We start from the raw sequence: 25595 nt of genomic DNA on the forward strand, positions 1-25595 counted from the left end.
AAAACACGAGATGAGCCTATGCAAGATAAAACACAAGCTGCTGCCTATTGGTCTGCCAACCTACGCTTGATTACCTGCTGCTTCGTGATCTGGGTACTGGTTTCGTATGGCTTCGGCATTCTTCTACGGCCGTTGTTGGCCGGCATCGATGTAGGTGGGGCCGACCTTGGTTTCTGGTTCGCCCAACAGGGAGCCATTCTGACCTTTATCGCCTTGATCTTTTTCTATGCCTGGAGAATGAACAAGATCGATAAACAATTCGATGTGGAGGAGTAACAGCATGAGTCAATTCATGATCAACATGCTGTTCGTCGGTGGCTCATTCGCTCTTTACATCGCAATTGCCTGGTGGGCCCGCGCCGGGTCCACCAAAGAATTTTACGTTGCAGGAGGGGGCGTTCACCCCATAGCCAACGGCATGGCAACCGCGGCCGACTGGATGTCAGCCGCGTCGTTCATTTCCATGGCCGGCATCATTGCCGCCACGGGCTATGCAAGTTCTGCTTACTTGATGGGCTGGACCGGCGGCTATGTCATTCTGGCGATGCTGCTGGCGCCGTATTTGCGTAAATTCGGCCAATTCACCGTACCGGACTTCATTGGCGAGCGTTTTTACAGCAAGAGCGCACGATTGGTTGCGGTGCTGTGCCTGATCCTGGCATCCGTCACTTATGTGATCGGGCAAATGACCGGTGCCGGTGTTGCGTTCTCTCGCTTCCTGGAAGTGAGCAGCGAGGCAGGCATCTGGATCGCGTCGCTGGTGGTATTCGTGTACGCAGTTTTCGGCGGCATGAAAGGCATCACCTACACACAGGTGGCGCAATATGTTGTCTTGATCATTGCCTACACCATTCCTGCCGTATTCATTTCTCTGCAATTGACCAACAATGTCATTCCCAGCCTGGGGATGTTCAGTACCCATATCGAGTCGGGCGCACCCTTGCTGGGCAAGCTCAGCGAAGTTCTGGTTGAACTCGGCTTCACCGACTACACAGCGGATGTGCCGAGCCACTTGAACATGGTGCTGTTCACCCTGTCGCTGATGGTGGGTACTGCCGGTCTGCCCCACGTGATCATTCGCTTCTTCACCGTACCGAAGGTTGCCGATGCGCGTTGGTCGGCCGGCTGGGCTCTGGTGTTTATCGCGCTCCTGTACCTGACGGCGCCTGCCGTTGCCTCCATGGCACGTCTGAACCTGCTCACCACGGTCTACCCGGAAGCCGCGGGGCAAGTGGAAAACTACGATCAGGCTCTGGGTTCCCCCCTAGCCTATGAAGAGCGTCCGCAGTGGGTGAAGACCTGGGAAGAAACAGGCTTGATCAAGTTCGTGGACAAGAACGAAGATGGCCGTATCCAGTTTTATGACGACACCAACACCACCTTTGCCGCAGAAGCGGAATCGCGTGGCTGGGCCGGCAATGAGCTGACGGTCAACAACGACATTCTGGTGCTGGCCAACCCGGAAATTGCCAATCTGCCGGGCTGGGTAATCGGCTTGATCGCGGCGGGCGGGATAGCCGCGGCACTGTCGACGGCAGCGGGTCTGCTCTTGGCGATTTCGTCGGCCATCAGTCATGACTTGATCAAGAAAATCATCAATCCGAAGATATCCGAGAAAAACGAAATGCTTGCAGCACGGATCTCGATGGCTGCCGCAATTGTTTTGGCCACCTGGCTGGGACTCAATCCGCCGGGATTTGCCGCGCAGGTGGTGGCATTGGCGTTCGGTATTGCCGGAGCGTCGATCTTCCCGGCGCTGATGATGGGTATCTTTTCCAAGAAGATGAACGATAAGGGTGCGGTTGCCGGCATGCTGGCAGGCCTGACTGCCACCCTGTTGTATATCTTCACCTACCTGGGCTGGTTCTTCATCCCGGGCACCAACATGCTGCCGAACACGCCGGACAACTGGGTCATGGGTATCTCGCCCCTATCCTTTGGTGCAATCGGTGCTGTGATCAACTTTGCGGTCGCCTACAGCGTGTGCAGCGTCACTGAAACGACGCCGCAACGCATCCGCGACCTGGTTGATAGCGTGCGTTACCCGAAAGGTGCCGGTGCGGCGCTTGATCATTAAGCAACTCACAGCTCCTGCAGCAAAACGCTGACAGGCCTATCGCGGGCGGGCCTCTTAATCGAGGCCCGCTTGCTTATAAGAAGAGAAAAGTATGCTTTGGCATTTAGTCGCAACTATCTTTGCGGGTCTGGGCGCAGCGGGCATTGCCCTGCTGATTCGCGTCCTGTCTAAAAACAACGCGCCTAACTGGCTGATCCCGGTGTTCGCCGGTATCGGCATGCTGGGCTACCAGATTTATTTTGAATACAGTTGGTTCGACCATCAAACCTCCCGCCAGCCGGAGGGCGTCGTTGTGGTCTCCAGCGAACAGGGCGAGGCCTTCTGGCGACCCTGGACCTATCTCTTTCCGATGACCACGGCGTTTACCGTGGTCGACAGCGCGAATACCCAAACACGCCACCTCGAAGGATTGACCCTGGTTGAATTCATCCAGTATCGCTTCGAGAAAAAGGCGTTTGATGTGGTCACTCATAGGCGCTACGTCTTGAATTGCACGCAAGCACAAATGATCCCGGTCTCAGAACACAATCGGGCGCTGACTGAAACGCCGCAGGTCATCGAGCGCACCAGCCCGCTGTTTGTTGCAGTCTGTCCCGCCTCCGCATAACTCAGGTACCGGAGGGGCCAGAAGGCCATCAGGCCTTTTCGCTCAGCGCCAGACGCAGCCCCAATGCCACCAGCAGGCTGCCCATGCCGCGCTCCAGCCAAGCGGCAATCGCTGGGCGACGGCGCAACAGGCCGGTGGCCTGGCTGGCCGCCAGCAACAATGCAAGCTCGACCAGAATCGCCACGACGATGACCAGCATGCCAAGCCCCAGCAATTGCAGCGTGGTATGGCCAAGTTCAGGGCGAACGAATTGCGGCAGGAACGCCATGAAAAAGATCGCCGCCTTGGGATTGAGCAGGTCGACCAGCACCCCCTGGCGATAAATCTGCCACCCGTTGCCGCTGGGTGCCGCCTGCTCCACAACGGTGAAACTGCGCCCGGCGGAGCGCAGCGCCTGCCAGCCGATATACAGCAGATAAGCGGCACCGATCCACTTCACCACGCCGAAGGCCAGCGCCGATGTGGCCAGGATCGCCGAGAGCCCAAGCGCCGCAGCCAAGACATGCACCAAGGCTCCGCTGCACACCCCGCAGGACGCGGCGATGCCGCAGCGCCGACCTTGGGCAATGCTGCGCGACAGCACGAACAAGAGATCAGGTCCCGGCGCCAGGTTGAGGGCCAGCGCGGCGGAGAAGAACAGCAGCCAATAGGTCGGATCGAGCATGGCGGCGACCTCGCAGGTTCAGCCCGCAGTGAAAAAGATCACCTTCCGCCGGTGATGGATGCGGGTCAAGAGGCACCAGACCAACAGTGGATCCCGGCGCTGGATGCACTTCGATCCTGCACGCCTACGGTTGCGAGGGGGCCCTGCCATCTTCCCGCCCCAATTGCAGGAAGATCGTCGAGGCCAGCATCGAAATGCCGCCGACGCACAGGAAGGTCAATTGGAACGCGCGCAGTACCGCCTCGCTGCCCGGCGCCGCCCCGTCGAGGGTGAAGCCGCCCAGCAGCGCACCGGCAGTGGCCACCCCCAGGCTCATGGCCAACTGTACCACCACCGCCAGCAGGCTGTTGCCGCTGCTCGCCTCTCGGTCATGCAAGCCGATCAGGGTGATGGTGTTCATTGCGGTGAACTGCAGCGAGTTGATCGCCCCGATCAACCCCAGCTGAATCAACAGCATGAACAGCGGTATCTGTGCGTTGGTGAAGCCCAGGCTGCCGATCAGCAGGCCGAGCAGCAGCGTATTGGTGGTAAGAACACGTCGATAACCCAGGCGATCGATCAGCAACTTGGCAAATGGCTTGATGGCCATGGCGGCCAGCGCCAGGGGAATCATGCTCATCCCGGCTTCGGCGGGTGAGTAGCCGAGCGCCACTTGCAGCAACAACGGCACCATGAAGGGCAGCGCCCCACTGCCCAGGCGGCCGAACAGGTTGCCCAGAATGCCCACGGAGAAGCTGCGCGTGCGAAACAGGTTGGGGCTGAACAACGGCTTGGCGATGCGCCCCGCCCTGAGCCAGTAAGCGGCCAGGCAGGCAGCGCCGGCAAACAGCAGAAGCATGACCCGCGCATGGGGCATGTGCAGCTCGCCGAGGCCGCCCAGGCCTAGGGTAATCATCAACATGGCTGCGCCGAACAGCACGAAACCCGGTGTATCAAAGTGATTGCGCTCCGGCCCGCGCAGGTCGGGCATGAAGCGCAACGCGGCATAACACCCCAGCGCTCCGACCGGCAGGTTGATCAGGAAAATCCAGTGCCAGCTGGCATATTCCACCAGCCAGCCGCCGAGCGTCGGCCCCAGCAGCGGACCGACCAGGCCAGGCAGAGTGATCAGGCTCATTACCCGCACCAACTCCGAGCGTGGATAAGCGCGCAGCACCACCAACCGTCCGACCGGCATCATCAGCGCGCCGCCCACGGCTTGTAGTACGCGCGCGCCGATCAGTTGGGTCAGCGTCATGGACAGGGCGCAGAGTAGCGAGCCGAAGGTAAACAGCAGGATGGCGCTGAAAAAAACGCGCCGCGTGCCAAAACGGTCGGCAACCCATCCCGAGGCCGGGATCAACAGCGCCACGGTGAGCATGTAGGCAATGATCACGCCCTGCATGCGTAGCGGGTCTTCGGCCAGGTCGATCGCCATGGCCGGCAGGGCCGTGTTGAGAATGGTGCCATCCAGGGTCTGCATGAAGAAGGCGACGGCTACCAGCCACGGCAATAACCGCGCCGTGCGTTCATCGAGCAGGGAGGAAGGGGTCATGAGGGCTCCCGGCGTAAAAGACATGGCAGTGTAGAGCACACGGCTGGCGGCGGGCATACCCCATGGCGTCGCAGCAATCGGCGCGGCGCGTAGCAGGTGAATAACGCACTGATTTCGCTCAAAAAAACACCACTCGCGAAGAATCCAGAGCAGGCTGTGCACAGCGCCAGGTACCGACAGCTTGTCCCCAGAGTTATCCACCCCGGCTGTGGGTAAAGCGTTGTCGCTGCGGGAACTCCACGCCGCGCAAACCCTCACAAGAACGATGCTTATCTTGTTCAACAGGAGTTTCGCGATGCGTGCCATGTCCCTGACCGCCCTTTTCATCCCGCTACTGTTCAGCGCCCCACTCATGGCCGGCGAATGGCCCGCTGGCGCCAAGAACCAGTTCATCAGCGAATGTCAGAGCAGCGCCACGGCGGGCACGCCGCCGGCCAAGTCCAAGGCGTACTGCTCATGTGCGGCAGACCGTGTAAGCGATGAATTCAGCGATGAGGAAATCAAGCAACTGCAAGGCCAAAGTGCGCTGGATGCCACTACCCGCGAGCGCCTCGGACGGGCGGCAAGCGCCTGTCTCAGCCACTTGAACGAATGACGGGCAGATAGCCGCGTCAGGTCTGGCTCGGGCTCTTTCCCAGGATCCCGAGCAGCCGCCAGAACGGCCCGAACGGCGGCACTGAACCGTTACAAACCGTCAATCAACGTCTGGTAGTCCTCCAGCGCACTGAACTCCTCGGTATCCTTCGCGCCTTTACGACTGTCCGGTTGGCGTACCGCCAATAGCTGGGCGATGCCATAGCGCTGCGCGCTGCGTAGCACCGGCAGGCTGTCGTCGATAAACAGCGTGCGGGCCGGCTCGAAGCCGAAATCGTTCTGCAACGCGTGCCAGAACTGCTGATCTTCCTTGGCGAAGCCATAGTCGTGGGAGCTGATCAGGCGGTCGAAATACGGCGCCAGCTCAATGCGTTCCAGTTTCAGCGTTAGCGAATCACGGTGCGCATTGGTGACCAAGGCCACCCGCTTGCCGGCCAGCCGCAATGCCGTGAGAAATCGATCGGCGTCGGGGCGAAGCGCAATCAGGTGAGCCACCTCGTGCTTGAGCTCCAGCACCGGCAGTTGCAGTTCCTTGCTCCAGAAGTCCAGGCAATACCAGCTCAGCTGGCCGGCATGGCGCGCGAACGCCGGAGCCAACGCCTGATCGGCCAGGGCACGGCTGATGCCATGGTGCTCGGCGTAACGCTGGGGCAGGTGTTCGAGCCAGAAATGATTGTCGAAGTGCAGATCGAGCAGTGTGCCGTCCATATCCAGCAGCACGGTGTCGATGGCAGTCCAGGATAAAGCGGACATGGGCGATTTCCAGATGGGCGCTGGCACACGAACCCACGGGCGGTGGCGCGGTGCAGCTGAAAAAGGCGGTTATGATAACCCCCACGCCCGACTTGGAGATGTCCCATGCGTGAGAAACCTACCGTTCTGGCCCGCGAGATTGTCGCGCGCAGTCGGCTATTCGCCGTCGAGGAATTGCAACTGCGCTTCAGCAATGGCGTGGAACGTACCTACGAACGACTGGCGAGCCGGGGCAGCGGTTACGGCGCGGTGATGATCGTCGCCATGCAGGATGCCGAAAACGCCGTACTGATCGAGGAATACTGCGCCGGCACCGACGATTACCAGTTGTCGCTGCCCAAGGGGCTGATCGAGCCCGGCGAAGACGTACTGGTCGCCGCCGACCGCGAACTCAAGGAAGAAGCCGGCTTCGGCGCGCGGCGCCTGGAGCTGCTCACCGAGTTGTCGTTGTCGCCCGGTTACATGAGCCAGCGTATCCAGGTAGTGCTGGCCACCGACCTCTACGAGGAACGCCTGCCCGGCGATGAACCCGAGCCCATGGCGGTGAGCAAGGTGAACCTGCGCGAGCTGCTTACACTTATTCAACACCCACAATTCAGCGAAGGGCGTGCCTTGGCGGCGCTGTACCTGGTGCGCGATCTGCTGGTGCAACGCGGCGAGCTGACGCTATGAGTCCGGTCGATCTCATGCAGCCGGTCATCGACCTGGTGCAGCGCGCCGGAACGGTCATCCTGCCCTACTGGCGCAGCGACGTGGCGGTGCAGGAAAAGGCCGACGCTTCACCGGTGACCGCCGCCGACTTGGCCGCTCATCACCTGCTTGCTAAGGGCCTGACTGCGCTGGCACCGGATATTCCCGTGCTCTCCGAGGAAGCCTGCGACTTGTCGCTGGCCGAGCGGGCCGGCTGGACCCGCTGGTGGTTGGTGGATCCTTTGGATGGCACCAAGGAATTCATCGCGGGCAGTGAAGAGTTCACGGTCAATGTGGCGCTGATCGAACAGGGCCGCGTGGTCTTTGGGGTGGTCGGCGTGCCGGCCAGTGGGCGTTGCTATTACGGCGGCGCCGGGCTGGGCGCGTGGCGTGTGGAGCCAGAGATCTCACCGCAACCCCTCAGCGTGCGTCTGGCGCCGCAGGCAGCCTTTATCGTCGTGGCCAGCCGGCGCCACTCCAGCCCTGCTCAAGAACACTTGCTGGCGGGATTGAAGTCGTCGTTTGGCGATTTGCACTTGGCCAGCGTAGGCAGCTCGCTGAAATTTTGCCTGCTGGCCGAAGGCGAAGCCGATTGTTATCCGCGCCTGGCGCCCACCTCGCAGTGGGACACCGCTGCCGCCCAAGGCGTACTGGAAGGCGCTGGCGGCGAAGTGCTCGACCTGCAGGGACACCCGCTGCGCTACGACGCCCGGGAAAGTTACCTCAACCCCTCGTTCCTGGCCCTGCCCAGCGCCGCCGCGTGGCGTGAAACCTTGCTGGATCTGGCCCGCGCACTGCATTAAATCCACAACTCCCGCTGGCTGAGCTGATCATTTGCTCAGGGTTATCAACCGGAACGCGCCGACGGCAAGTTGACCACCTTGCCTCGGCTGAGTATTGGCGCCGGACGACGCAGGATGCGCAGCATGTCGTTGGCCTGCGACAACTGGCTGCCCAACTGCTCGGCGTAGCGCGACAGGATCTGGCCACGCACCTGGGCCTGCTGGCTGTCCTGGCTCAGGGTGCGCAGCTCCAGGAGATGTTGCTCGAGCAGTTGCTTGCGGTCACGGTGATAATGCAGCAGCGGCAGCAAGGCCTCTGCGTTCCAGTGTTCGACAGCCTCGCGCAGGCGCTGATGCAGTTCGATCACCGCCTGCGCCAGGGTATTGAGGAAGCGTCGAGTCAGGCTGCGCTGCTCGGTGAGCAAGGTCTTGATCTGCAGACGAAACAGGTCCGCTTGCTCTTTGAGCTGCTGGAGTTCGCGACGGTACGGCTGGAGTCTCAAGCTAGGTGCTTCCACCGCATGCAGCGGGTCTTCCTGGTTATGTCGCTGGTAGATGGCCGCGACCATCTTGTTAGCCATGGCCACCTCACGTTCAAGATGGTCCAGGTCGTCCTCCAGCACATTGAAGAACGCAAGAATGGCGCGGTTGATGCCCAAGGTCGTCCAACTGCTGTTCAGATGGTGCTGTACCTGCTGCACATGGGCCTCGAGCCGATGCACATGCAGCGCAGCGCGCAGCTGTTCGGACAGGCGCAACAACAGGCTCTGATTGGTACGCAGGCTCAACAGCCGCTTGTGGTGCAAGTCGTGCTCGACGCGTGCTCGCGCGCTCAACCCGGCCAGCATTTGCGCGTTGTTCCCCTTGCGTTCGCTGAGCTGGAACTGCTGTTCCAGCACCTTGTCCAGGCGCTGTTGGAGCAACTGCTGGCTGTTGGCAAGCAGGCCGAGTATCTGGCTGACCACCTGCCCTTCGAGCAATTGTTCCTTATGCGCGACGATGCGCTCGCACAGCAGGGTCTCCAGGTCCGCCAACCGACTGCGTTCAACCAGCGCGACATCGCCGCGTACCTTGCCCAGCAGCGCCTGCTTGGCGGACAGCGGTAATACGCTGTTCTCGTCGAGTCCCAGTTGCTCGGCGGTAAGCCGGCGTATGCGCTGGACTTCAGCGTCCATACGTACGTTACCGGCCAGATCGTCCCAGAGCACGTCGATCTTGTTCAGCACGGCGAACAAGCGTTGCGGCCGATCTTCATCAAGCTGCCCGATATGCTGCTGCCAGATCATCATGTCGCTGGCCGTCACGCCGCTGTCGGCGGCCAGCATGAAGAGAACCGCTTCGGCGTTGGGCAGCATCGAGAGGGTCAGTTCCGGCTCACACCCCAAGGCATTCAGCCCCGGCGTATCCAGCACGCGTAGCCCCTTGCGCAACAGCGGATGGTCGAGGTTCACCAACGCATGCCGCCAGGCGGGAACCAGTACATGCCGTTCTTCCTCGGCGGGCTCCAGCTGATGTGGATGAAAGCCCAGTTCGATGGCCTGCGTCACCGGCAACGCTTTCACCTTGGCGACTTGGGTAAAGGCCTGCGCCATGCTTTCCGGATTGGCCAGATCGAGAGTCAGGTGCAACCAGCCCTCGGACCTGCGTTTATGCTCCGCCACACTGAGCTCACCCAGCCGCGTCTCGATGGGCAATAAGCGCAGATAGCCCCGTTCGGCACGGGAATCGAAAAACAGCTCGGTCGGGCACATGGTGGTCCGCCCGGCCTGTGACGGCAGCATGCGCTGACCGTAGTCTGAGAAAAACAACGCATTGATCAGCTCGGTCTTGCCGCGAGAAAACTCGCCGACGAAGGCCAGGGTAATCTGGTCGCTGCGCAAGCGCGCCAATGCTCGCTCCAGACGCGCTTGCAACGCGGGCGAACTGAGCCGGTTGGTCTCCAGCCAGCCCCGATATCGGGTGATTTCACGAATCAGTACCCGCTTCCAGGCGACGAAGTCATCGACCTGCTGGCTGAGGCGTTCCAGGCTCATGGTACACATCCTTGTGGAGCGAAAGGCATCCCCTGCATTATTGGTCAGGGACGGCGAACGTCCAGCGACTGGTGCACATCAAGCACTTATCAGCCGCTAAAAACAGTGCCGTTTGCCCGAAGTTTAGCGGGCGAGACTTTTTCTAAAGCCGTTCAGGTGCCAAATAGCGCCCTGTTGCAACGGCCGGAGATTGACTCGATCAGCACCTGCACCTCCGGCAGCCGCTGCGGCGTTACTCAACCCTTGGCTGGCAGATAAAAAAACGGGCGGCCACCCAAGGGTGGCCGCCCGCCGTATCGTTACCGCCACGCCCTTAGGCGCTGCGCTTCTTGCGCTCTGGTTCAATGCTCAGGAACGACTCCAGTGAGTCGTCCAGAGCCTCCATCCACGGCGTGTGGTGAGGCGGCGCCATCGTGCCGGTCAGCGTCGAGCGGTAGCTCTTGTTGCGAAAGCCAAGGATGTCCTTCTGCTTATCACTTAGCCACTGCTTGAAAAGATCTCCCATACCTTCGATATCAAACTCCGGATAGTCGGTCTGCCCGATCAGGTCGCGGATGTAGGCGCCCTGGAAGTCGATATCCTGGGAAGCATCCTGCAGTGCTTCTTCGCGACTGAACCACTTGGCTATGTCGGTGGCGCGCGCCTCGGCGTCCGGCAGTGGGATGCGACCGAGCATGACGTCACGCGCGTACCAGGCCTGGGCGTCGAACATGTTGAAGGTGTAGTACTGATCCTGCATGCCCAGGTAGATCAGCTTGGGGTTCTCGTGCCAGAACACGCCCTTGTACAGCCCGTTCGGATACAGCCGGTTGTGGGTGCGCAGCGTCAGCTCATCGGGCAGGAACGGGAAGTGATGCTGATAACCGGTGCACAGGATGATCGCGTCCACCTGCCGCGTGCTGCCATCCTTGAAGTGAGCGACGTTGCCTTCGACGCGCATCAGCAGCGGCTTTTCCTCGAAGCCCTTCGGCCACTCGAAGCCCATCGGCCGGCTGCGATAGCTGAACGTGATCGACTTGGCTCCGTACTTGTAACACTGGGTACCGATGTCTTCAGCTGAGTAACTGCTGCCGACCAGCAGCAGATTCTTGCCGGAAAACTCGCGAGCATCACGGAAATCGTGCGCGTGCAGCACGCGGCCCGGGAATTTCTCGACGCCTTCGAAGGAAGGTACGTAGGGCGTTGAGAAATGCCCGGTAGCGACCACCACATGGTCGAACTTATCGCTGCTTAGCTCGTTGCGCTGCAGGTCGCGCACGGTAACGGTGAACTTGCTCGTTGCTTCGCAGTAGGAGACCCACTGCACCGACGTGTTGAGCTGGATGTACTTGCGCACGTCGCTTTTTTCGACCCGGCCCATGATGTAGTCACGCAGCACGGCGCGCGGTGTGTAGGAGGCGATCGGCCGGCCGAAGTGATCATCGAAGGTGTAATCGGCAAACTCGAGGCCCTCTTTGGGGCCGTTGCACCAGAGGTAGCGATACATGCTGCCGTGAACCGGCTCACCGTATTGGTCCAGCCCGGTGCGCCAGGTGTAGTTCCACATGCCGCCCCAGTCACCCTGCTTCTCGTAGCAAACGATTTCGGGAATGTCGGCGCCCGCACGGCGCGCGGACTCGAAGGCGCGCAGCTGGGCAAGACCACTGGGACCGGCGCCAAGGATGGCTACTTTAAAGCTCATGCTTTCTCCTTAGTTTGTCCCGCCGCGCATACAGCGACCGCGATCCGCTGACGCGGCGGAAGAAAGGGCTGCGCATCAATGGCACGCCCTATGAGCGCCCCATGCGTTGCGCAGTCGGGGCGAGGATGTCTGCAGGCGTCTGCCTGCAGTAGCGGTGTTGATTGGCTGAGAGGTGCCCGCGGCTGCGGACTCGCTTCAAGACCAATAGCCGAGTATTAGCTTGGGTTGCTCACCGGAAATCTGGCGGAGCATACCGACGACTCGATGCGTCACGCCCAGGCTGGTGACGCGTACCTGGGTCGATGAGCGGGGCTAATCTAACACAGCACGACAGCCGGCTCGGGCTTGTACGTCCCGCGCGGGAATGGTACGCGCGTCAGCCCGCGCGCCCTTATTGCGGGTGCCCATGAGTGGAGCGCAGCCGCCGCCTTAGCTGTACTGTTTAGCGACGAGGCTGCAACCCGAGCCCTTCCGGCAGCCGCTGCGGCTTGGCGATCCGCACGCGCTTCTGGCGGTTCAACTCGCCGCTTTCCAGGCTGACCTGGCTTTTCGCCACGCCAAAGGCCTTGGCCAGGAAGGCCATGAGATGGGCGTTGGCCTTGCCTTCCACAGGCGGGGCGGTAAGGCGGATTTTCAAACGATCACCGTGCAGGCCGGCGAATTCGTCCTTGCTGGCCTTGGGCTGCAGGTGACAGGCGAGGATCAGATCCTCGCCGTCCCAGCGGTACCATTCCATTACATGAAGGGGCTGAGAATGGTCGGCATGTTGGTCATGGCCGCCAGGTTGCGGATTACCAGCATGTCGATCAGATTTAGCGCGATAAAGGCAAAGATCGGCGAAATATCCAGGCCACCGAGGCTCGGCAGAAACCGCCGGATCGGCATCAGCAGTGGCTCGCAGAGCTGGTTGACCAGTTGCGCGGCCGGGTTGTGGCTGCCCGGGGCCACCCAAGACAGGATCACGCTAATGATCAGGGCGAAGAAAAAAATCTTCAAAAACAGCGCCGTGACACCGATGACCGACCAGATCAGCAGCTGCAGCAAAAAGCCGCCCACGCCGTAACCCATCAGGAGCAGGGTGACCACCATCAGTGCCAACTGGACGAGGATGGCCAATACCAGCGAGGCCAGGTCCACGCCACCGAAGCCGGGAATGATGCGGCGCAGCGGCATGAGCAGCGGCGAGGTGGCGCGCACGATGAACTGGCTGAGCGGGTTGTAGAAATCGGCACGCACCAGTTGCAGAATAAAACGCAGCAAGACGATCAGCAGGTACAGGCTGCCCAGCGTCTGGATGACGTAGACGGCGGCGGTTGTCAGACCATTCATCAAAAACTCCTTATTGACCCAATTGTTCGGCCAGCTCGGCCGAGCGTGTCGCGGCCGCGGTGAGGGCCTGGTGTACCAAGGCCTCGAATCCACCGGCCTGGAAACTCGTTATCGCCGCCTCGGTCGTACCGTTCGGCGACGTGACCCGGCGGCGCAACTCAGCAGCGTCGACATCACTTTCCAGCGCCATGCGCGCCGCCCCCAAAGCGGTCTGCATCGTCAGCTGGGCGGCGGTTTCGCGGGGCAGCCCGAGCTGTTCCCCCGCAGCAGTCATCGCCTCGATAAGCAGGAAGAAATACGCCGGCCCGCTGCCGGACACCGCAGTGACCGCGTCGATCTGTTGCTCAGTATCCAGCCACAACGCCACGCCCACGGCGGACAGCAGTTGTTCGGCCTGCTGACGCTGTTCGGCGCTGACCCGCGCCGTGGCGTACAGGCCGCTGACGCCCTGGCGCAGCAGCGCCGGCGTGTTGGGCATGCAGCGCACGATGGCCGGGGTGGCCTCCGGCCGGGCACTCAGCCACCGCTCAAGACTGGCGCAGGGAATACCGGCGGCAATGGACACGATCAGTTGGCTGTCGCTCAGGTGCGGCGCCAATGCCTGGCACACACGCTTCATCACCTGCGGCTTGACCGCCAGGACGATGACATCGGCGCCAGCCACAGCCTCGGCATTGTCGGCGCAGATGAAGATGCCGTGTTCAGCGCTGATTTTGGCGCGCTGCTCGGCGCCTGGGTCACTGGCACGGATGCGTTCGACCGGCACGCCTTGGGCGAGCAGGCCACCGATCAGGCTGGCGGCCATGTTGCCGGCACCGATAAAGGCAATTCGGGGTTCGTTCATGGAGAGAAGTCCTTAATTAAGGGCGCGTGCCGTAGTCGCGTGCGCCAAACAGCGCAGTGCCGACGCGTACCCAGGTGGCGCCTTCAGCAATGGCGGCTTCGAGGTCGTGGCTCATGCCCATGGAAAGTGTGTCGAGATCGAAGGGTAGCGCGCTCTGCAGTTGGCGCAGGCGGGCAAACGCCGCGTGTTGTTCGCGGGGATCGTCGCTGGGTTCGGGAATTGCCATCAGCCCGCGCAGCCTGAGGTGTGGGAACTGGGCCACAGCGCTGGCCAGTGCCGGCAGCTCCTCTGGCGCACAACCGGATTTGCTCACCTCGCCGCTGACATTCACTTGCAGGCAGATATTCAAGGGGGGCAGGTGGGCCGGGCGCTGCTCGGCCAAGCGCTGGGCAATCTTCAACCGGTCGACGGAGTGCACCCAGGAGAAATGCTCAGCGATGGCGCGGGTCTTGTTCGACTGTATCGGCCCGATGAAATGCCAGGTCAGCGCCAGGTCGCCTAGTTCGGCCTGTTTGGCCAATGCTTCCTGCAGATAGTTCTCGCCGAAATCCGTCATTCCGCTGGCATGCGCTTGACGAATGGCCGCCGCTGGCTGGGTCTTGCTCACCGCCAACAGGCCAACGGCGGCTGGATCTCGATGCGCGGCTTGCGCCGCCTCACGGATCCGCGCACGAACCTTTGCAATCATCTGTTCTATCGTCGACATTACTTGCGCTCTAAAAGCCGGCCCGTCTAGGCCAGGCATTCTACCTGCTTGCTTGTGATTGGGGAGTCCCATGGATATTACCGAGCTGCTCGCCTTCAGTGCCAAACAAGGCGCGTCGGACCTGCATCTGTCGTCCGGTTTGCCGCCAATGATCCGTGTGGATGGCGACGTGCGGCGCATCAACCTGCCGGCTATGGATCACAAGCAGGTGCATGCTCTGATCTACGACATCATGAACGACAAGCAGCGCAAGGACTATGAGGAATTCCTGGAGACCGACTTCTCCTTCGAAGTACCGGGCGTGGCGCGTTTCCGGGTCAACGCTTTCAACCAGAACCGCGGACCCGGCGCGGTGTTCCGGACCATTCCGTCAAAAGTGTTGACCATGGAAGACCTCGGCATGGGCGAGATCTTCAAGACCATTTCCGATGTGCCGCGCGGTCTGGTGCTGGTCACCGGCCCCACCGGCTCGGGTAAGTCCACCACCCTGGCGGCGATGCTCGATTACATCAACAACCACAAGTACCAGCACATCCTCACCGTCGAAGACCCCATCGAATTCGTCCACGAATCGAAAAAGTGCCTGGTCAACCAGCGCGAAGTGCACCGCGATACCCTGGGCTTCACCGAAGCGCTGCGCTCGGCATTGCGCGAAGACCCGGACATCATTCTGGTCGGTGAAATGCGCGACCTGGAAACCATCCGCCTGGCCCTGACCGCGGCGGAAACCGGCCACCTGGTGTTCGGCACCCTGCACACCACCTCGGCGGCCAAGACCATCGACCGTATCGTCGACGTATTCCCCGCCGAGGAGAAATCCATGGTGCGCTCGATGCTTTCCGAGTCGCTGCAGGCGGTGATCTCGCAGAGCCTGCTGAAGAAGATCGGCGGCGGCCGCGTGGCGGCCCACGAAATCATGATCGGCACCCCCGCCATCCGTAACCTGATCCGCGAAGACAAGGTGGCGCAGATGTACTCGGCGATCCAGACCGGCGGCTCGCTGGGCATGCAGACGCTGGATGCCTGCCTGAAAAACCTGGTGGCCAAGGGGCTGATCAGCCGCGACAGCGCCCGCGAAAAAGCCAAGACGCCGGAAAACTTCTAACCGCTGCGCACAGGGAGTCACTGATCATGGAATTCGAAAGCCTGCTGCGCCTGATGGTCGAAAAAGGCGCTTCCGACCTGTTCATTACTGCCGGTGTGCCGCCATCGATTAAGGTCAATGGACGCATCCTGCCAGTGACCAAGACGGCACTTTCACCCGAGATGACCCGCGAAACCGTGCACTCGGTGATGAACGAGCAGCAGCGCCGGGATTTTGCCGAAAACCACGAATGCAACTTCGCCATCAGCGCCCGCGGCATCGGGCGTTTCCGGGTCAGCGCCTTCTATCAGCGCAACTTGGCCGGCATGGTGCTGCGGCGCATCGAGACCACCATTCCGACCCTCGATGAACTGAAGCTGCCGGAAATTCTCAAGAAGCTGTCCTTGTCCAAGCGCGGCCTGGTGTTGTTCGTCGGCGCCACCGGCACCGGTAAATCCACCTCGCTGGCGGCGATGATCGGCTATCGCAACAAGAACTCCAGCGGGCACATCATTTCCATCGAAGACCCGATCGAGTACATCCACCAGCACCAGAATTGCATCGTCACCCAGCGCGAAGTTGGCATCGACACCGACTCCTTCGAGGTGGCGCTGAAAAACACCCTGCGCCAGGCCCCCGATGTGATCTTGATCGGTGAGGTGCGGACCCGCGAGACCATGGACTACGCCGTGGCCTTCGCCGAAACCGGCCACCTGTGTCTGGCCACTCTGCACGCCAACAACGCCAACCAGGCGCTGGACCGCATCATCAACTTCTTCCCCGCCGACCGTCAGCAGCAGGTATGGATGGACCTGTCGCTGAACCTGCGCGCCATTGTCGCCCAGCAACTGGTGCCCACCCCGGACGGTAAAGGCCGCCGCGCGGTGATCGAAGTGCTGATCAACACGCCGCTGGCCGCCGACCTGATCCGCAAGGGCGAAGTGCACGAACTCAAGGCGCTGATGAAACGCTCCACTGAACTGGGCATGCAAACCTTCGATCAGGCGCTTTTTGAGCTGTACACCCAGGGCGAGATCACCTACGAGGATGCCCTGGCCCACGCCGATTCGGCCAACGACCTGCGGCTGATGATCAAGCTGGGCTCGGAAACCGACAGCGAATACCTGGCTCAGACCGCGCAAAAACTGGCCCTGGCGCCCAGCGACGACGACACGCCCGGCCGGCTCTTGCGCTGAAGCCTCCCTGGAGGCCGAACCACGCCATTCCCAGGTCGGCCTCGCCCGTTGCACGGTGAGGCCAGATGGGTACGCCATTTTTACGTGGCGGGTCACCAGCGTGGCCTAGCAGGCACAGTCTGGCTTCACCTTCTTTTCCATATCTGACGCCCGTATTCCGGCTCGCCACCCCGCTATCTGGACCTGCAGCCGCTTTGCTTGATGAATTACCTGGCGCCAGGCAGTAGACTTTGCGGCTTCCTTTCTGCATGAGCCGGGTCGATGTCGTCTGTCTTTCCCGAAGATTCCGTAGGGCTCGTCGAGCCTCGTACTGCGCACTTCGCTGAACCGCTGCCCCTGGCCTGTGGGCGCGAAATAGCGGACTACCAGTTGGTCTATGAGACCTACGGCGAACTGAACACCGCGCGCAGCAATGCCGTGCTGATCTGCCACGCCCTGTCCGGCCATCATCATGCGGCCGGCTATCACAGCCCCAACGACCGTCGTCCGGGCTGGTGGGACGGTTGCATCGGTCCGGGCAAGGCCATCGACACCCGCAAGTTCTTCGTGGTCAGCCTCAACAACCTGGGCGGTTGCAACGGCTCGACCGGGCCGGCCAGCCTCAATCCGGCCACCGGCAAAGTCTATGGCGCGGACTTCCCGGTGGTCACCGTGGAGGACTGGGTGCACAGCCAGGCGCGCCTGGCCGATGTCCTGGGTATCGACCAGTGGGCGGCCGTGGTCGGTGGCAGCCTGGGCGGCATGCAGGCGCTGCAATGGACCATCAGCTATCCCGAGCGGGTGCGCCATTGCCTGAGCATCGCCTCGGCGCCGCGTCTATCAGCGGAAAACATCGCCTTCAATGAGGTGGCCCGCCAGGCGATTCTGTCCGACACGGACTTCCATGGCGGCCATTTCCAGGAACTGGGCGTGGTGCCCAAGCGCGGCCTGCGCCTGGCGCGCATGGTCGGCCACATCACCTACCTGTCGGATGACGCCATGGGCGCCAAATTCGGCCGCGAGTTGAAGAGCGACCAGCTCAACTACGACTTCCACAGCGTGGAGTTCCAGGTGGAAAGCTACCTGCGCCATCAGGGCGACGAGTTCTCCACACGCTTTGACGCCAATACCTATTTGCTGATGACCAAGGCGCTGGACTATTTCGACCCAGCCGCCGCCCATGACGGCGACTTGGCCAAGGCGCTGAGTCCGGCCCAGGCAAAATTCTGCGTGATGTCCTTCACCACCGACTGGCGTTTCTCGCCAGCGCGCTCGCGGGAGATCGTCGATGCGCTGATGGCCACCGGCAAGAACGTCAGTTACCTGGAAATCGACGCGCCCCAGGGCCACGACTCCTTCCTGCTGCCGATCCCGCGCTATCAGCACGCCTTCAGCACCTACATGAACCGCATCGCCGTTTAAGGAGTCGTCATGCGCGCCGATCTGGATATTATCCAAGACTGGATTCCCGCCGGCAGCCGGGTGCTCGACCTGGGCTGCGGCGACGGCGAGTTGCTGGCCTGGCTGTCCGAGCACAAGCAGGTGAGCGGCTACGGCCTGGAAATCGACCCGGACAATATCGCCCGCTGTATCGAACAAGGCGTCAATGTCATTGAGCAGGACCTGGACAAGGGCCTGGGCAACTTCGCCACCGGCAGTTTCGACGTGGTGGTCATGACCCAGGCGCTGCAGGCGGTGAACTACCCTGACCTCCTGCTCGACGAAATGCTGCGGGTCGGCAAGACCTGCATCGTCACCTTCCCCAACTTCGGCCACTGGCGCTGCCGCTGGTACCTGACCACCAAGGGCCGCATGCCGGTGTCGGACTTCCTGCCCTACACCTGGTACAACACGCCGAACATCCACTTCTGTACCTTCGAGGATTTCGAGAACCTGTGCCGCGAGCACCAGGCCCGTGTGCTCGATCGCCTGGCTGTGGACCGCGCGCATCGCCACGGTTGGGCCAGCCGACTGTGGCCTAATCTATTGGGTGAGATCGGTATCTACCGGCTCAGCAGCCCGGGTCTGCAGGATCACGGCATCGCCGTCTGACCGTTTGCCACTGAGGAGAGCCACCATGCGCCGCCTATTCCTGTTGTTCTTCAGCCTGTGCCTGGCCCTGCCGGCGATGGCTGAACGCAAGTACAGCTTCGACGATGTCGATGTGCATTACAGCGCCTTCAACTCCAGCTTCCTGCAACCACAGATTGCTGAAGCCTCCGGCCTGACCCGCGGCAAGAATCAGGGCGTGCTGAACATCGCCGTGCAGAAGGCCGGAAAGCCGACCACCGCGACGGTCAGCGGCCAGGTGCGCAACCTGATGGGTCAGATCAACAATTTGAGCTTCCGCCAGGTGCGTGAAGGCGACGCCATTTATTACCTGGCGCAATTCCCCTTCAGCGAAGAGACCCTGTCGTTCACCATCAATGTGCAGAGCGCCGGCGGCCCACGCAACAGCTTCACTTTTAGCCAGGAATTTTTCTCCGAACGATGAGCCTCTTTCCCGAACTGGTGCTGGCCAGCCATAACGCCGGCAAACTCAAGGAACTCCAGGCCATGCTCGGCGCGCATGTGCGCGTGCGTTCGATTGGCGAGTTTTCCAGCGTCGAGGCCGAGGAAACCGGCCTGTCGTTTGTCGAGAACGCCATTCTCAAGGCGCGCCACGCAGCGCGCCTGTCCGGCCTGCCGGCATTGGCCGACGACTCCGGCCTCGCGGTCGATGCCCTCGGCGGTGCGCCGGGCATTTACTCGGCACGCTACGCCGATGGCGCTGGGGACGCCGCCAACAATGCCAAACTGCTCGAGGCGCTCAAGGACTTACCGGACGCCGAGCGCGGCGCGCAGTTCGTCTGTGCCCTGGCCCTGGTGCGTCACGCCGACGACCCGCTGCCGATCCTCTGTGAAGGCCTGTGGCACGGGCGCATCCTGCATACCGCCCAAGGCGAGCAGGGCTTTGGCTACGACCCGCTGTTCTGGGTGCCCGAGCGCGAGTGCTCCAGTGCCGAACTGGCGCCGGCCGAGAAAAACCAGCTCAGTCATCGCGCGCGCGCCATGGCGCTGCTCAAGCAGCGGTTGGGGATTGTGTGAAAACCACAAGCCACAAGCCGCACGCTGCAAGCACGCACAGCCCCAACCTGTCGGTTGAGGCGCTCCGCTTCGAGCTGCCGCCCTTGGCGGCCTATGTGCACATCCCCTGGTGCGTGCGCAAATGCCCGTACTGCGATTTCAACTCCCATGCCGCTGGCCCGTCGCTGCCTGAGGCTGAGTATGTGCAGGCCCTGCACGCCGACCTGCGGGCGAATCTGCCTTATGTTCAGGGCCGCAAACTCACGTCGATCTTCTTCGGCGGCGGCACCCCCAGCCTGTTTTCGCCCCAGGCGCTGGAACGCATCCTCGCTGATCTGGAGCGTGAGGTCGGGTTTGCCGACGGCATTGAGGTCACCCTGGAAGCCAATCCGGGCACCTTCGAGCAGGCCAAGTTCCGCGATTACCGCAGCCTGGGCATCAATCGCCTGTCGATCGGCGTGCAAAGCTTTCAGGCCGACAAGCTGCAGGCCCTGGGGCGCATCCATGACGGTGACGAAGCGGTACGCGCCGCCGACATGGCCCGCGCGGCCGGCTTCGACAATTTCAACCTCGATCTCATGCATGGCCTGCCGGGCCAGAGTATTGAGGATGCGCTGTACGACCTGGAAATCGCCATCGCCCAGCAACCGACTCACCTGTCCTGGTATCAGCTGACCGTCGAACCCAACACGGTGTTCTGGAACCAGCCGCCCGTGCTGCCCGAAGACGACATTCTCTGGGACATCCAGGAAGCCGGGCAGGCGCTGCTGGCTGCCAACGGTTACGCACAGTACGAAACCTCGGCTTACGCCCAAGCGGATCGCCAGGCGCGGCATAACCTGAATTACTGGACCTTTGGCGATTTCCTCGGCCTCGGCGCCGGCGCCCACGCCAAGCTCAGCGACCCACAGGGCCAGATCCTGCGCAGTTGGAAAACGCGCCTACCCACGGACTATCTCGATCCGGCCAAAGCCTTCCAGGCCGGCATCCGCCCGTTGGGCGCCGACGAGTTGCCCTTCGAGTTCCTGATGAACGTGTTGCGCCTGACCGCTGGCGTGCCGGCCGAACTGTTCACCCCACGCACTGGACTGCCATTGGCCAGCCTGAACGCGGCGCGGCACGAAGCCGAACGGCGTGGCCTGCTGCAAGCCGACCCGCAGCGTCTGGTGGCCACGCCTAAGGGCCAGCTGTTTCTCAATGATCTGCTGCAACTGTTCCTGCCGGACGCCTGATCCCCGTCTACCCCGTCGTAGTGCAACACGCCGCGGATTTGATCGACTGCGGTAAAACCTTTCCTGCTTTATTTCTTCGGGTTATAAACGCTGCCTCATCCCTCTCGACATCAGGCTTTTGAGGAGCAGTACGCGCATGGACATTGTTCTGGATCTACTCGTCACCCTGTCGCGCTGGAGTCGCGGCCATCTGAGCGAAATCGCGCTGACGCTGATGGCCACCTTGCTGGTGCTGTTAGGTCCCAGTCTGAACAGTTGGCTGCGCCGACAGATTGGCAGCCTCAACTTTTTCCTGCGCACGCTACTGTTCATGGTTTTCTGCGCGCTGGTTTACGGCCTAGGCATCGTCTTCGTCACGCCCTGGCTGGTCAAAGGCCTGGTCCAACTGAACAACTACAGCCTGGCGCCGGTGCTTCTGCTGGCCTTCGTCATGCTGGGCATCATCGCCGACCGCCGTTGACGCTTCAGCGAGCGCTCAGTCGCATACGACAAACAGCGCGGCGACCGTCTGATCGATCGCGGCGTAGATAGTGTCCATGTCCGGCAACTCGCCGGTCAACAGCGCGTCGACCATGACCTTGCCGACCGTCGCGCCGAACAGCATGTCCGCCAGCAGACTGGCGCTCAGGTCAACCCGCCGCGCGGACGGTGGTATGTGCTCAAGCGTGGCGATCAGCGATTGGCGACTGGTGTGAATACCCATCTGGTAGAAGGTATCGGCAAGCCCTGCAATGCCGATGCTTTCGCCAATGGCCAGTCGGCACAGCTTGAGATGCCGTTCGGACAGCACATGGTCGGCAATCACCCTGAGGCGGTTTTTTAGCGTCCGTACCGGATCGGCGGGCTCTTCTTCGAAGGCGTTTTCGGGCCAGATATAGGAGGAGGCGACCAGCGCTTTCAACAGCGCTTCCTTGTCGGAAAACTGCACATACAGGGTTTTTTTCGACATGCCAGCCGCAGCGGCAATCTCAGCCATCGTGACTTTTTCGTAGCCGCGCTCACCGAACAGTGTCTCGGCGGCGGCATAGATTTCCTTCCTGCGGTCCTCGACCGGCATTGCCAGGGGTCGCCCTAAACGAGCCATGGCATCTTCCTTGACTTAGGAAACTCAAGAGTTTCTAATTCGCGCCCTTTGCTGCAGCCCCACATAAGACAGCTCTCGAATGACCTCAACGATTAGAAAATCCCTGCCCCTCGTGCTGGCGGCCCTGAGTGCCACCGGCCCGCTGGGAATCGACATGTATTTGCCCAGCATTCCCGACATGGCCCTGTCGCTCGATACCAGCGAAGGGGCGGTGCAATATAGCCTGATGACGTTCTTCGTGGGCCTTATGCTCGGCCAAGTGGTGTATGGCCCCTTGTCCGACCGCTTCGGACGCAAGCCGCTGATTTACCTGGGCCTGGGCATTTTCATCCTCGGCTCCATCGGCTGCGCACTGTCCACCACGGTACTGCAACTGCAGTGGTTGCGCTTTTTGCAGGGCCTGGGCGGTTCGATCGGATTGGTGATTGCGTTTGCGATTGTCAAAGACGCCTTCACCGTGGAAGGCATGGGCAAGATGGTGTCCATGATCCTCGCGGTGCTGGGCTTGTCCCCGGTGATTGCCCCCCTGCTCGGCAATCTGCTGCAAGACCTCGGCTCCTGGCGCAGCATTTTCTGGGCACTCACCGGCTATGGCGTGTTCGTGGCGGTGCTCGTGGCCCTGTTGCTACCCGAAACCCGCAGCGAAACCGAGCGCAAGAAGGTCGTGCTCAGCCGTACGGTTCAGACGTACGGCGCCATCCTGATGGATAAGACATTCATTCCCTTTGCTTTGGCGCTGTGCATCGCCCAGGCGGGATTCTTCGCCTATCTGGCGGGTTCGGCCAGTGTGTTCATCTCCGAATACAATCTGACGCCTCTGCACTTCAGCCTGCTGTTTGGCTTGAATACGCTTGGCCTTATCTTCGCGGCCATCTTGAACCCCGTACTGCACCGCCGCGTCGGACCACTCACTGCTTATCGTCTGCTGAGCAGCGCGTATTTCATCGTGCTGGCCCTGCTGCTGGCCTACCTGGCGAGCGGACATTCCAACCTGGTGGTGCTTTGCGTGGGGCTGTTTATCACCGTTTCTCTGCTGGGCTTCATCATGCCGACGGGGAGCCAGCTGGCCCTGATGCAACAGCATCAATACGCAGGCACCGCGTCTGCGCTGATGGGGTCTATGCAGTTTGGCGCGGGCGCAATCATCACCGGTGTTTCAGGCGCGCTGGCGCATATGGGTGGGCTGGGATTGATCACGATCATGCTGGTCTGTGCCGCCCTTTCCACCCTGCTCTGCCTGACCGTGTTCCCGCGAAAACTTGAACTCAGCACCCTCGATTAAGGCGTTTGGTTACGGTTCCCGTTCTGTCAACGAGGGGCGGCTCGTCTGTGACAACAGACTCCCACTGCTCATCAAAAAAGGCCCGATAACGGGCCTTTTTTTGCTTTCAGTGCGGACGAAGCACTCAGTTGCCTTCGCGACGCAACGCCTGGGCGGTGAAGTCGCGCGGGTGGAGCCTGACGTTGAAGTCGTACATCGGCTCGTTGTTGTCCAGACCGTCGACGAAGTAGCGCTTGTCCTTGAAGTCGTACAGGGTTTCCAGCGTACTGACGAACACCGGGACTTCGTAATAATTGATCGGATGGGCTTCCTGCAGGCCAATCAGCTCGCCCTGCTTGTCGAAGAGGTCCACCACCAGGATTTGCCAGCTGTCCTCATCGATGTAGAAGCGGCGCTTGGCATAGGCGTGGCGATGTCCGGTACGCAGCGTGGCTTCCACCACCCAGACACGGTGCAGCTCGTAGCGCAGCAGGTCAGGGTTGACGGTTTTCTCACGCAATATGTCCTCGTAGGGAATACCCTGCTGATGCACCGCATAGCTGTTATAGGGCACGATCATTTCGCGCTTGCCCAGCAGTTCCCACTCATAGCGGTCCGGCGCGCCATTGTAGGCATCGACCATGTCAGCTGTAGCCATGCCGTTGGTGTCGGGCTGCAGCGAGTCATAGGCCAGGGTTGGCAGGCGGCGTACGCGGCGCTCGCCACGGCTGAAGCGCCAGGCCTTGCGGATCGCCATGACCTGATCCAGGGTTTCCTCGATCACCAGCGCCGAGCCGGACAGCTGGGAAGGCGACACCACCCGGTATTTGTAGTGGAACAGCGTGTTGTTCAGTTCGGCCGGCGTCATGCCTTCGCGGCCATAGTTGAAGCGGATATCGCGATCCAGTTTGAGCAACGTGTAACTGCCGTTGGCCAACACCGCCACCCGGTTGGTGACCATATGCAGCTGCTCGCCACGATAACGCAGGATATGGTTCCAGATGGCTTCCAGTCCGTTCTGCGGCAACGGGAATGGAATGCCCGACGCAGCTCCATCCACGCCATTGCCCGCGGAGATCAACTCAACCGTTGTCGCATTTCTCTGCGTCTCGGCATAGATACGCTCCGGCACCGATGCGCTGCGCCGCGTCGGGTAGACCCGCAGCGCATAATTCGGATTTTGCTCGAGCAGTTTCTGCAGTCCTTCTGGCAGCTGCGCCAGATGGGCCGCCATGTTGCTTTTGTCGATGACCCGCAGCACCGGATCGTCGGCAAACGGGTCCGGGTGATGCATGCCCGGCTGATACGAGGCGGGCGGCTGGGTAATCCCGCCCGTCCAGGCGGGGATGGTACCTTGGGCATTACCGGCGCGCTCCGCCCCCAGCGGGGTAAGATCCTGTCCCAGGCGCGCGGCTTGAGCAGGGGTGACTTGGGCCTGGGCGTGCATCATGCAACCGGCCATCAGCAGTATTACCACGGGTTTCAACACAGCTAACTCCCCGCGACACTCACGTGTCGCACTCCTGTAATTGGCCGAAGCCATCTCCATTGCCTGTGAGGAAAAACCAGCTCACCGGGTGGTCCCGGTTTGTTGTTGTTGTTTTTTCCTTGTAGCCCTGCTGTCGCTTGCGTGGCTTCAGTCAGTGCGCTGGAACTTCAGGTCCCAGACACCATGGCCGAGTCGCTCACCCCGTCGTTCGAATTTGGTAATCGGACGCTCCTCGGGGCGCGGCACAAAGTCTTCCGCTCCGGCCAGGTTGGTATACCCCGGCGCGGCACGCATGACCTCCAGCATATGCTCGGCATACGCATGCCAATCTGTAGCCATGTGCAGCACACCACCCACCTTGAGCTTCTGGCGCACCAGCTCGGCAAAGGCCGGCTGCACGATCCGCCGCTTGTGGTGGCGTGACTTGTGCCAGGGGTCAGGGAAGAACAGCAGTACCCGGTCGAGGCTGGCGTCGGCAATACAGTCGCGCAGCACTTCCAGGGCGTCGCAACTGTATACCCGGACATTCGTCAGGTTCTGTGACAAAAGTCCGTTTAGCAGGGCGCCTACGCCCGGCCGATGTACCTCGATACCGATAAAGTCCTGTTCCGGCGCAGCGGCGGCCATCTCCAGGGTCGAATGCCCCATGCCAAAACCGATTTCCAGGGTACGTGGCGCCTGACGACCAAATACCTGGTCGAAATCCCGCAGGCCGTCAGCCAATTCCAGGCCGAACAAGGGCCAGCCCTGATCCAGCCCGCGCTGCTGGCCTTCGGTCATGCGCCCGGCGCGCATGACGAAACTCTTGATGGTGCGGCGGTGCTCCGGCTGCTCGTGCTCGGGCGCTTGGCTCTGGTCAGTCATAAAAAACCTGTGACAAATAAACGGCACGTGACGGTAAGCCCCGCCA

Annotated in this window: 27 protein-coding genes; 15 read left to right on the forward strand and 12 right to left on the reverse strand. The window is 61.4% G+C overall.

The features are described from left to right. The first annotated feature begins 18 nt into the window (after positions 1 to 18). The 3 genes from ACTV8E_RS07505 to ACTV8E_RS07515 all read left to right on the forward strand — a co-directional run bounded on the left by ACTV8E_RS07505 (position 19) and on the right by ACTV8E_RS07515 (position 2684). Positions 19 to 276, forward strand: coding sequence for a DUF4212 domain-containing protein (locus ACTV8E_RS07505; RefSeq protein WP_251834549.1), 258 nt, complete (start codon positions 19 to 21; stop codon positions 274 to 276). 4 nt (positions 277 to 280) lie between these two features. Next, the gene (locus ACTV8E_RS07510) at positions 281 to 2077 is read left to right on the forward strand and encodes a sodium:solute symporter family protein (RefSeq protein ID WP_251834548.1); all 1797 of its coding nucleotides are present in this window, start codon (positions 281 to 283) and stop codon (positions 2075 to 2077) included. Between the two features lie 91 nt (positions 2078 to 2168). Beyond that, entirely contained in the window at positions 2169 to 2684 is a 516-nt protein-coding gene (locus ACTV8E_RS07515; protein ID WP_251834547.1) for a hypothetical protein, read from the forward strand. Between the two features lie 28 nt (positions 2685 to 2712). Here ACTV8E_RS07515 and ACTV8E_RS07520 read toward each other — a convergent pair whose 3' ends face one another. Further along, complete coding sequence (locus ACTV8E_RS07520) at positions 2713 to 3348, reverse strand: LysE family translocator (protein WP_443199077.1); 636 nt, start codon at positions 3346 to 3348, stop codon at positions 2713 to 2715. A 124-nt stretch (positions 3349 to 3472) separates the two neighbouring features. After that, positions 3473 to 4882: a multidrug transporter subunit MdtD gene (gene mdtD / locus ACTV8E_RS07525; protein ID WP_443199078.1), complete on the reverse strand. Its 1410-nt coding sequence runs from the start codon at positions 4880 to 4882 to the stop codon at positions 3473 to 3475. Between the two features lie 295 nt (positions 4883 to 5177). Between mdtD and ACTV8E_RS07530 the strand changes: the two genes are divergently transcribed. Next, entirely contained in the window at positions 5178 to 5477 is a 300-nt protein-coding gene (locus ACTV8E_RS07530; protein ID WP_273536150.1) for a hypothetical protein, read from the forward strand. An 89-nt stretch (positions 5478 to 5566) separates the two neighbouring features. On the opposite strand, the gene yrfG is transcribed toward ACTV8E_RS07530, so the two are convergent. Next, a complete protein-coding gene (gene yrfG, locus ACTV8E_RS07535) occupies positions 5567 to 6229 on the reverse strand; it encodes a GMP/IMP nucleotidase (protein ID WP_273536149.1) in 663 nt (220 codons plus the stop codon). Positions 6230 to 6334: 105 nt separating this feature from the next. Here yrfG and nudE point away from each other — a divergent pair, with 105 nt between their 5' ends. Together nudE and cysQ are read left to right on the forward strand one after the other, a co-directional pair. Continuing rightward, positions 6335 to 6901: an ADP compounds hydrolase NudE gene (nudE, locus tag ACTV8E_RS07540; protein WP_443199079.1), complete on the forward strand. Its 567-nt coding sequence runs from the start codon at positions 6335 to 6337 to the stop codon at positions 6899 to 6901. Beyond that, positions 6898 to 7722 (forward strand): 3'(2'),5'-bisphosphate nucleotidase CysQ, encoded by an 825-nt coding sequence (cysQ, locus tag ACTV8E_RS07545; RefSeq protein WP_443199080.1) that lies wholly within the window; start codon positions 6898 to 6900, stop codon positions 7720 to 7722. Before nudE ends, cysQ begins: the two co-directional genes overlap by 4 nt. 44 nt (positions 7723 to 7766) lie before the next feature. On the opposite strand, the gene ACTV8E_RS07550 is transcribed toward cysQ, so the two are convergent. The 6 genes from ACTV8E_RS07550 to ACTV8E_RS07575 form a co-directional block, all read right to left on the reverse strand. Next, complete coding sequence (locus tag ACTV8E_RS07550; protein WP_443199081.1) at positions 7767 to 9734, reverse strand: dynamin family protein; 1968 nt, start codon at positions 9732 to 9734, stop codon at positions 7767 to 7769. A gap of 313 nt (positions 9735 to 10047) precedes the next feature. Then, positions 10048 to 11415, reverse strand: a complete 1368-nt coding sequence (locus ACTV8E_RS07555; RefSeq protein WP_443199082.1) for an NAD(P)-binding domain-containing protein — start codon at positions 11413 to 11415, stop codon at positions 10048 to 10050. Positions 11416 to 11857: 442 nt separating this feature from the next. Further along, a complete protein-coding gene (locus tag ACTV8E_RS07560) occupies positions 11858 to 12151 on the reverse strand; it encodes a DUF167 domain-containing protein (protein WP_443199083.1) in 294 nt (97 codons plus the stop codon). Next, positions 12151 to 12744: a YggT family protein gene (locus ACTV8E_RS07565; protein WP_443199084.1), complete on the reverse strand. Its 594-nt coding sequence runs from the start codon at positions 12742 to 12744 to the stop codon at positions 12151 to 12153. The genes ACTV8E_RS07560 and ACTV8E_RS07565 overlap by 1 nt, the downstream gene beginning before the upstream one ends. Positions 12745 to 12754: 10 nt before the next feature. After that, complete coding sequence (gene proC / locus ACTV8E_RS07570; RefSeq protein WP_443199085.1) at positions 12755 to 13588, reverse strand: pyrroline-5-carboxylate reductase; 834 nt, start codon at positions 13586 to 13588, stop codon at positions 12755 to 12757. A 16-nt stretch (positions 13589 to 13604) separates the two neighbouring features. After that, positions 13605 to 14294, reverse strand: a complete 690-nt coding sequence (locus ACTV8E_RS07575) for a YggS family pyridoxal phosphate-dependent enzyme (RefSeq protein WP_443199086.1) — start codon at positions 14292 to 14294, stop codon at positions 13605 to 13607. A gap of 70 nt (positions 14295 to 14364) precedes the next feature. Between ACTV8E_RS07575 and ACTV8E_RS07580 the strand changes: the two genes are divergently transcribed. The 8 genes from ACTV8E_RS07580 (at position 14365) to ACTV8E_RS07615 (ending at position 21311) form a co-directional block, all read left to right on the forward strand. Beyond that, positions 14365 to 15399, forward strand: coding sequence for a type IV pilus twitching motility protein PilT (locus ACTV8E_RS07580; RefSeq protein WP_273536141.1), 1035 nt, complete (start codon positions 14365 to 14367; stop codon positions 15397 to 15399). A 26-nt stretch (positions 15400 to 15425) separates the two neighbouring features. Further along, complete coding sequence (locus tag ACTV8E_RS07585) at positions 15426 to 16574, forward strand: PilT/PilU family type 4a pilus ATPase (RefSeq protein WP_443199087.1); 1149 nt, start codon at positions 15426 to 15428, stop codon at positions 16572 to 16574. 261 nt (positions 16575 to 16835) lie between these two features. Continuing rightward, positions 16836 to 17975 carry a homoserine O-succinyltransferase MetX gene (gene metX / locus ACTV8E_RS07590; RefSeq protein WP_251834533.1) on the forward strand — a complete coding sequence of 380 codons (1140 nt, stop codon included), beginning with the start codon at positions 16836 to 16838 and terminating at the stop codon, positions 17973 to 17975. A 9-nt stretch (positions 17976 to 17984) separates the two neighbouring features. After that, on the forward strand, positions 17985 to 18605 hold the full coding sequence (metW, locus tag ACTV8E_RS07595; RefSeq protein ID WP_273536137.1) for a methionine biosynthesis protein MetW: 621 nt from the start codon (positions 17985 to 17987) through the stop codon (positions 18603 to 18605). A 25-nt stretch (positions 18606 to 18630) separates the two neighbouring features. Continuing rightward, positions 18631 to 19047, forward strand: a complete 417-nt coding sequence (locus ACTV8E_RS07600; RefSeq protein ID WP_273536136.1) for a DUF4426 domain-containing protein — start codon at positions 18631 to 18633, stop codon at positions 19045 to 19047. After that, the gene (gene rdgB / locus ACTV8E_RS07605) at positions 19044 to 19640 is read left to right on the forward strand and encodes an RdgB/HAM1 family non-canonical purine NTP pyrophosphatase (protein WP_443199088.1); all 597 of its coding nucleotides are present in this window, start codon (positions 19044 to 19046) and stop codon (positions 19638 to 19640) included. The genes ACTV8E_RS07600 and rdgB overlap by 4 nt, the downstream gene beginning before the upstream one ends. A gap of 47 nt (positions 19641 to 19687) precedes the next feature. Continuing rightward, positions 19688 to 20851: a radical SAM family heme chaperone HemW gene (hemW, locus tag ACTV8E_RS07610; RefSeq protein WP_443199181.1), complete on the forward strand. Its 1164-nt coding sequence runs from the start codon at positions 19688 to 19690 to the stop codon at positions 20849 to 20851. Between the two features lie 136 nt (positions 20852 to 20987). Then, positions 20988 to 21311, forward strand: a complete 324-nt coding sequence (locus ACTV8E_RS07615) for a DUF3392 domain-containing protein (RefSeq protein WP_443199089.1) — start codon at positions 20988 to 20990, stop codon at positions 21309 to 21311. A 15-nt stretch (positions 21312 to 21326) separates the two neighbouring features. On the opposite strand, the gene ACTV8E_RS07620 is transcribed toward ACTV8E_RS07615, so the two are convergent. Then, the gene (locus ACTV8E_RS07620; protein ID WP_443199090.1) at positions 21327 to 21935 is read right to left on the reverse strand and encodes a TetR/AcrR family transcriptional regulator; all 609 of its coding nucleotides are present in this window, start codon (positions 21933 to 21935) and stop codon (positions 21327 to 21329) included. 79 nt (positions 21936 to 22014) lie between these two features. Between ACTV8E_RS07620 and ACTV8E_RS07625 the strand changes: the two genes are divergently transcribed. Continuing rightward, positions 22015 to 23217 (forward strand): multidrug effflux MFS transporter, encoded by a 1203-nt coding sequence (locus tag ACTV8E_RS07625; RefSeq protein ID WP_443199091.1) that lies wholly within the window; start codon positions 22015 to 22017, stop codon positions 23215 to 23217. A gap of 124 nt (positions 23218 to 23341) precedes the next feature. On the opposite strand, the gene ACTV8E_RS07630 is transcribed toward ACTV8E_RS07625, so the two are convergent. Then, a complete protein-coding gene (locus tag ACTV8E_RS07630) occupies positions 23342 to 24685 on the reverse strand; it encodes a DUF1329 domain-containing protein (RefSeq protein WP_443199092.1) in 1344 nt (447 codons plus the stop codon). Positions 24686 to 24832: 147 nt separating this feature from the next. Further along, entirely contained in the window at positions 24833 to 25549 is a 717-nt protein-coding gene (gene trmB / locus ACTV8E_RS07635; RefSeq protein ID WP_251834527.1) for a tRNA (guanosine(46)-N7)-methyltransferase TrmB, read from the reverse strand. Positions 25550 to 25595: the final 46 nt, after the last annotated feature.

Origin of the sequence: Pseudomonas sp. B392_1p (assembly GCF_052245235.1) — a bacterium.
Classification (GTDB): domain Bacteria; phylum Pseudomonadota; class Gammaproteobacteria; order Pseudomonadales; family Pseudomonadaceae; genus Serpens; species Serpens gallinarum.

Bases quoted from the DNA above. Each gene is read 5' to 3' on its own strand.
- ACTV8E_RS07515 (WP_251834547.1), top strand. From the start codon at position 2,169: ATGCTTTGGCATTTAGTCGCAACTATCTTTGCGGGTCTGGGCGCAGCG.
- ACTV8E_RS07505 (WP_251834549.1), top strand. From the start codon at position 19: ATGCAAGATAAAACACAAGCTGCTGCCTATTGGTCTGCCAACCTACGC.
- ACTV8E_RS07585 (WP_443199087.1), top strand. From the start codon at position 15,426: ATGGAATTCGAAAGCCTGCTGCGCCTGATGGTCGAAAAAGGCGCTTCC.
- ACTV8E_RS07600 (WP_273536136.1), top strand. From the start codon at position 18,631: ATGCGCCGCCTATTCCTGTTGTTCTTCAGCCTGTGCCTGGCCCTGCCG.
- mdtD (WP_443199078.1), bottom strand. From the start codon at position 4,882: ATGACCCCTTCCTCCCTGCTCGATGAACGCACGGCGCGGTTATTGCCG.
- ACTV8E_RS07510 (WP_251834548.1), top strand. From the start codon at position 281: ATGAGTCAATTCATGATCAACATGCTGTTCGTCGGTGGCTCATTCGCT.
- nudE (WP_443199079.1), top strand. From the start codon at position 6,335: ATGCGTGAGAAACCTACCGTTCTGGCCCGCGAGATTGTCGCGCGCAGT.
- metW (WP_273536137.1), top strand. From the start codon at position 17,985: ATGCGCGCCGATCTGGATATTATCCAAGACTGGATTCCCGCCGGCAGC.
- cysQ (WP_443199080.1), top strand. From the start codon at position 6,898: ATGAGTCCGGTCGATCTCATGCAGCCGGTCATCGACCTGGTGCAGCGC.
- rdgB (WP_443199088.1), top strand. From the start codon at position 19,044: ATGAGCCTCTTTCCCGAACTGGTGCTGGCCAGCCATAACGCCGGCAAA.
- ACTV8E_RS07530 (WP_273536150.1), top strand. From the start codon at position 5,178: ATGCGTGCCATGTCCCTGACCGCCCTTTTCATCCCGCTACTGTTCAGC.
- ACTV8E_RS07620 (WP_443199090.1), bottom strand. From the start codon at position 21,935: ATGGCTCGTTTAGGGCGACCCCTGGCAATGCCGGTCGAGGACCGCAGG.
- metX (WP_251834533.1), top strand. From the start codon at position 16,836: ATGTCGTCTGTCTTTCCCGAAGATTCCGTAGGGCTCGTCGAGCCTCGT.
- ACTV8E_RS07555 (WP_443199082.1), bottom strand. From the start codon at position 11,415: ATGAGCTTTAAAGTAGCCATCCTTGGCGCCGGTCCCAGTGGTCTTGCC.
- ACTV8E_RS07615 (WP_443199089.1), top strand. From the start codon at position 20,988: ATGGACATTGTTCTGGATCTACTCGTCACCCTGTCGCGCTGGAGTCGC.
- ACTV8E_RS07520 (WP_443199077.1), bottom strand. From the start codon at position 3,348: ATGCTCGATCCGACCTATTGGCTGCTGTTCTTCTCCGCCGCGCTGGCC.
- yrfG (WP_273536149.1), bottom strand. From the start codon at position 6,229: ATGTCCGCTTTATCCTGGACTGCCATCGACACCGTGCTGCTGGATATG.
- ACTV8E_RS07580 (WP_273536141.1), top strand. From the start codon at position 14,365: ATGGATATTACCGAGCTGCTCGCCTTCAGTGCCAAACAAGGCGCGTCG.
- ACTV8E_RS07575 (WP_443199086.1), bottom strand. From the start codon at position 14,294: ATGTCGACGATAGAACAGATGATTGCAAAGGTTCGTGCGCGGATCCGT.
- ACTV8E_RS07565 (WP_443199084.1), bottom strand. From the start codon at position 12,744: ATGAATGGTCTGACAACCGCCGCCGTCTACGTCATCCAGACGCTGGGC.
- ACTV8E_RS07625 (WP_443199091.1), top strand. From the start codon at position 22,015: ATGACCTCAACGATTAGAAAATCCCTGCCCCTCGTGCTGGCGGCCCTG.
- ACTV8E_RS07560 (WP_443199083.1), bottom strand. From the start codon at position 12,151: ATGGAATGGTACCGCTGGGACGGCGAGGATCTGATCCTCGCCTGTCAC.
- ACTV8E_RS07550 (WP_443199081.1), bottom strand. From the start codon at position 9,734: ATGAGCCTGGAACGCCTCAGCCAGCAGGTCGATGACTTCGTCGCCTGG.
- proC (WP_443199085.1), bottom strand. From the start codon at position 13,588: ATGAACGAACCCCGAATTGCCTTTATCGGTGCCGGCAACATGGCCGCC.
- trmB (WP_251834527.1), bottom strand. From the start codon at position 25,549: ATGACTGACCAGAGCCAAGCGCCCGAGCACGAGCAGCCGGAGCACCGC.